This is a genomic window from Streptomyces sp. NPDC054849, from assembly GCF_053610945.1.
In genome coordinates this window covers 1-4035 of the sequence record NZ_JBSGZI010000157.1, presented here as the reverse complement: position 1 = coordinate 4035, position 4035 = coordinate 1, and the positions used below count along the sequence as shown (strand labels likewise).

Genomic DNA, 4035 nt, shown 5'->3' with positions numbered 1-4035 from the left:
GGTACGCAGGGTGGCGGCTCCGGGAACACTCAGGGCGGTACGCAGGGTGGCGGCTCCGGGAACACCCAGGGCGGTACGCAGGGTGGCGGCTCCGGGAACACCCAGGGCGGTACGCAGGGTGGCGGCTCCGGGAACACTCAGGGCGGTACGCAGGGTGGCGGCTCCGGGAACACCCAGGGCGGTACGCAGGGTGGCGGCTCCGGCAACACCCAGGGCGGTACCCAGGGTGGCGGCTCCGGCAACACCCAGGGCGGCACCCAGGGCTGACCGGCATCCGAGTGCAGCACCTCGCAGAGGAAACCTCTGCGAGGTGCTGCCGTACTCCAGGCAACGTCCTTCCGGCCGGATCGCTGATCCGGCCGTGAGGGACGTTCCTGGGTTGTCCGTCTTCCCTCAGCTCCGCACCGGTGTGCCTGGCGCGACGGGCGGCCTGACCGGTCCGGTCCGGTCCGGTGGCAGACCGTCCACGGGCGGTTCGCCCGCCGGGCACCCGACAAGGACCTCCGGCGTCTCCCGGCCGCCCCCGTGGACCGGCCGGAAGCCATCGACCCCACGATCGTGCGGGCCCACCGGCACACGGCTACACGGCTGCCCAAAGAAGGCCGACCAACGAGCTCTCGGACGCTCCTGCAGCAGGCGGAGCGGCAAGACCCCCGCCGGAAGACGGCCGGCCCGCGCGGCCGGCCCCGACCGAAAAAGGAGGCGCAGGCTATCCCCGGAATCCGGTTTGTCAAGTCCCGAACGTCCGTTGCTTTCTCTCCCTGCCCGAAAAGGGCAATCTGATTACAGGTAAAGCGCTCGACCGTCATACGGAACTGAGACACCAGGCAGTCGAAACCCCGACTGGCAGTGAATCTCAGAATCCGGGTCGATTATCAAGGGAGAGATTTACATGAAGAAGCACATCGCGCACATCGCCGGTCTGTCCTGCGTCACTGCGATACTCGCCGGAACGGCGGGAGTGGCGGTTGCCAAGCCTTCCCAGGTTTCCGCAGTCCCGACCGCGGTATGCAGCATGCAGAACGGGGAGGTACGCGGTAACGGCTTCTCTCTCAATGAGGAATACGACGTCAAGCGCAACGGGAAGACCATTTCCCGGGTCCTTGCCGGACCGAAGGGCGACATCAAGGTCGGCGTCACCGGCAGCGGTCCGGTCTCGGTAGGCACCGTCCAGTGCGCGTCGTCGGGATCGGCTGCAGGCGCGGCGGGGTCTGACGCCGCAGCAGCTACGGCCAAGGGGACGGCGGCGGCCGAGCAGGCAGCGCGCGGTGGTGCTTCCAAGGAGCAGGCAGCCGCAATCGGGCGAAAGGAAGCGGCATCAGAAGCGCAGAAGCGCGGACTGCCGCCCACGGTCGTCAACCAGGTGACGAACAACGTGACGAACATCGTCAACAACACGATCATCGGCGGTCAGGGCAACACCATCGGCGGCACTCAGATCGGCGGCCAGGGCAACACCCAGGGCGGCACCCAGGGCGCAGGCTCCGGCAACACCCAGGGCGGTACGCAGGGTGGTGGCACCGGTAACACTCAGGGCGGTACGCAGGGTGGCGGCTCCGGGAACACCCAGGGCGGAACCCAGGGTGGCGGCACCGGCAGCACCCAGGGCGGTACGCAGGGTGGCGGCACGGGGAACACTCAGGGCGGAACCCAGGGTGGCGGCACGGGGAACACTCAGGGCGGAACCCAGGGTGGCGGCACGGGGAACACTCAGGGCGGTACCCAGGGTGGCGGCACGGGGAACACTCAGGGCGGTACCCAGGGTGGCGGCTCGGGCAGCACCCAGGGCGGAACCCAGGGTGGCGGCTCGGGCAGCACCCAGGGCGGAACCCAGGGTGGTGGCTCGGGCAGCACCCAGGGCGGTACCCAGGGTGGCGGCTCGGGCAGCACCCAGGGCGGTACGCAGGGTGGCGGCGCCGGCAGCACCCAGGGCGGTACCCAGGGCTGATGATCGGCAGACGAGTGCAGCACCTCGCAGAGGAAACTTCTGCGAGGTGCTGCCGTGTTTCCGGACCGTATGGAGAACAGGCGCCTCGCCCGCCAAGCCGGCGCGGGACGCCGCCACCCCGGGCAGCCCTGGAGCCGCCATCGGCTCTCCTCGCATCTCCTCGGCACCGGGAACGAGACGGACCAGGCGCGTACCGGTCAGGAACCTTCGCATCACGCACTCGGCCGCCGGCTGAAGCGCTCGGTGACAACGGCTCCGGCCGGCAAGCCGGCACAGCGGCCTTCCGCGGCCCGAGGCGGCAGCGGCCGGTGCGGACGTGCCCTCTCACGCGCCTGTGACAGTCGGCGAACCGCCTCATGACGTCCCGCAGTCAGGCTCTTAACAAGAGGGCAAACAAGACATTCCGCCACGTGTCTGCCCTTGGACCGGAACCGCCCCCCGTCCCCGCCTCCCGCTGGAGAATCTTTCATGACCCGCACTTCCCGGAAGCGGCGTTTCGCGATGTTCGCCGTTTCGGCCGCAATCGCCACAGGGGGCGCGCTGGTGCCCACCGGCGCATTCGCCGCCCAGGCCGCCGCGCCGCACACCGGCGAGGCGGCCACGCTCGCAGCCGGGCCCGCCGCGTACACGGAAAGTGGCCACGAGGGCAGGGTCGGGAAGGGTGAGCGGGGCGGCAAGGACAGGACGAAGGGCAAGAAGAACAACAGGCCCCGGGACGTGGAGAACATGCCGGGCTGCACGTACTACCAGGGCAAGGTCTACTGCGAGCACAAGCCCGACAAGCCGCACCCCGCCCCGAAGCCCGCCCCCAAGCCCGCCCCGGACCCGGAGGCCCCGCACCGGGAGAACCCGGACCAGGTCCCGGCCCCGGCCCCGGACCAGGTCCCGGCCCCGGACTCGGGCCCCACCGGTACCGGATTCGAACTCTGACTTGCGATTTCGCCCCCTGACAGGCCACGCCCGGCCGCGTCAGGCCCACCGCGATCCGTTTCCCGCAGCGCCCGGAGGCGGTCGACGGCTCGCCACTCGCGCAGGCCCGGCAGGCCACCGGCAGCCGGCTCACCGCACCCCGCCGCTACCGGGCCCGCACCTGCCGGCCGGGAGCCGAACCGCGGGACCCCGGCGACATCCAGAAGGTCCTGGTGGGGATCGAGGAGGATGTGCCGGCCTTCACGGACGGCACGGCCGTGCTGCTGCGCAGGGGCGCAGGCTGCCGGACACGCGACGCGACGATCCCGACGCGGGTGACGGTGGACGGCCCGCCGGCGGTGCACGACCCGCCGGCCCCCGGCGAAGGCATGGCCCCCGAGGAAGGCACTGCGCACGGCCCGGCCGACTGCGCGGCCGCGATCGTGTGCGGCGGGCGGGCTGCGGACCGTACCGCTCGAACGGGCAGACGGCCCGCGGGAGCGGCCGGGAGAGGCGCTGCACCCGGGCGCCGAGACGCCCGGTGGATCAGCCGTGGCCTCGGACCCGCGGGGGCCGGCCGGGCGCGATCGAGGCGGCTGCTGATCCGCTACGGCTACGCGTCGGGCCTCTGCCGGTCCGTGGCGCGGCGCCCGCGCTCGTCGCGGCCACACCGGCTGGACCTGGACGGCCCGGGTGGGGGCGGCCCGCTACCAGTGGGTGCGTCTGCACTTCGTACCGGAGCAGCGGCCACGCGGCCGGCTGCCCGAGGAGTTCGCGCACCTGACCCCCCAGGGCCCGGCCCGGCACGGGCCGCCGACGCCTGGCGGCTGTCGGGGGCCGTGGCGGGGCGACACGGCGGCGCCAGCGGGCATCGGCGGGCGCGGTATGGAAGGCGCCCTCCCATCCACCCATCCCCTTCGAATTCGGGGCAATTCCGACATTCGACTCGGCCCCTAAAAGGGTACAGACGATGACACTCGGTGAGATTCGGGTGCCCCGGGGGTGAGCCGCCCCATAGGGCCCAGGTCACATACGAGGCGCGATAGTAGCTCGTGAAGGGCCCGATACCGGCGCCTCACAGCGGCCCCGGCCTGCGCGGACGGTGATCGCGGCGCCGGGGGGCCGGGGGACCCCGGCTGCGAAGGCGGCTAGTAAGCGGGGTCTTTGCCAGGGCGCCG

The 4035-nt window shown here is 71.9% G+C and carries 3 protein-coding genes; all 3 read left to right on the top strand.

Going from position 1 to position 4035, the window contains the following annotated elements; translation table 11 throughout:
• On the top strand, positions 1-267 hold a 267-nt coding region (locus ACWGIF_RS36545), incomplete at its 5' end, for a hypothetical protein (protein WP_453504019.1).
• A 694-nt stretch (positions 268-961) separates the two neighbouring features.
• Positions 962-1948: a hypothetical protein gene (locus tag ACWGIF_RS36540; RefSeq protein WP_453504017.1), complete on the top strand. Its 987-nt coding sequence runs from the start codon at positions 962-964 to the stop codon at positions 1946-1948.
• A gap of 468 nt (positions 1949-2416) precedes the next feature.
• Positions 2417-2878 carry a hypothetical protein gene (locus ACWGIF_RS36535; protein WP_453504016.1) on the top strand — a complete coding sequence of 154 codons (462 nt, stop codon included), beginning with the start codon at positions 2417-2419 and terminating at the stop codon, positions 2876-2878.
• Positions 2879-4035 lie beyond the last annotated feature (1157 nt).

Bases quoted from the DNA above. Each gene is read 5' to 3' on its own strand.
- ACWGIF_RS36535 (WP_453504016.1), top strand. From the start codon at position 2,417: ATGACCCGCACTTCCCGGAAGCGGCGTTTCGCGATGTTCGCCGTTTCG.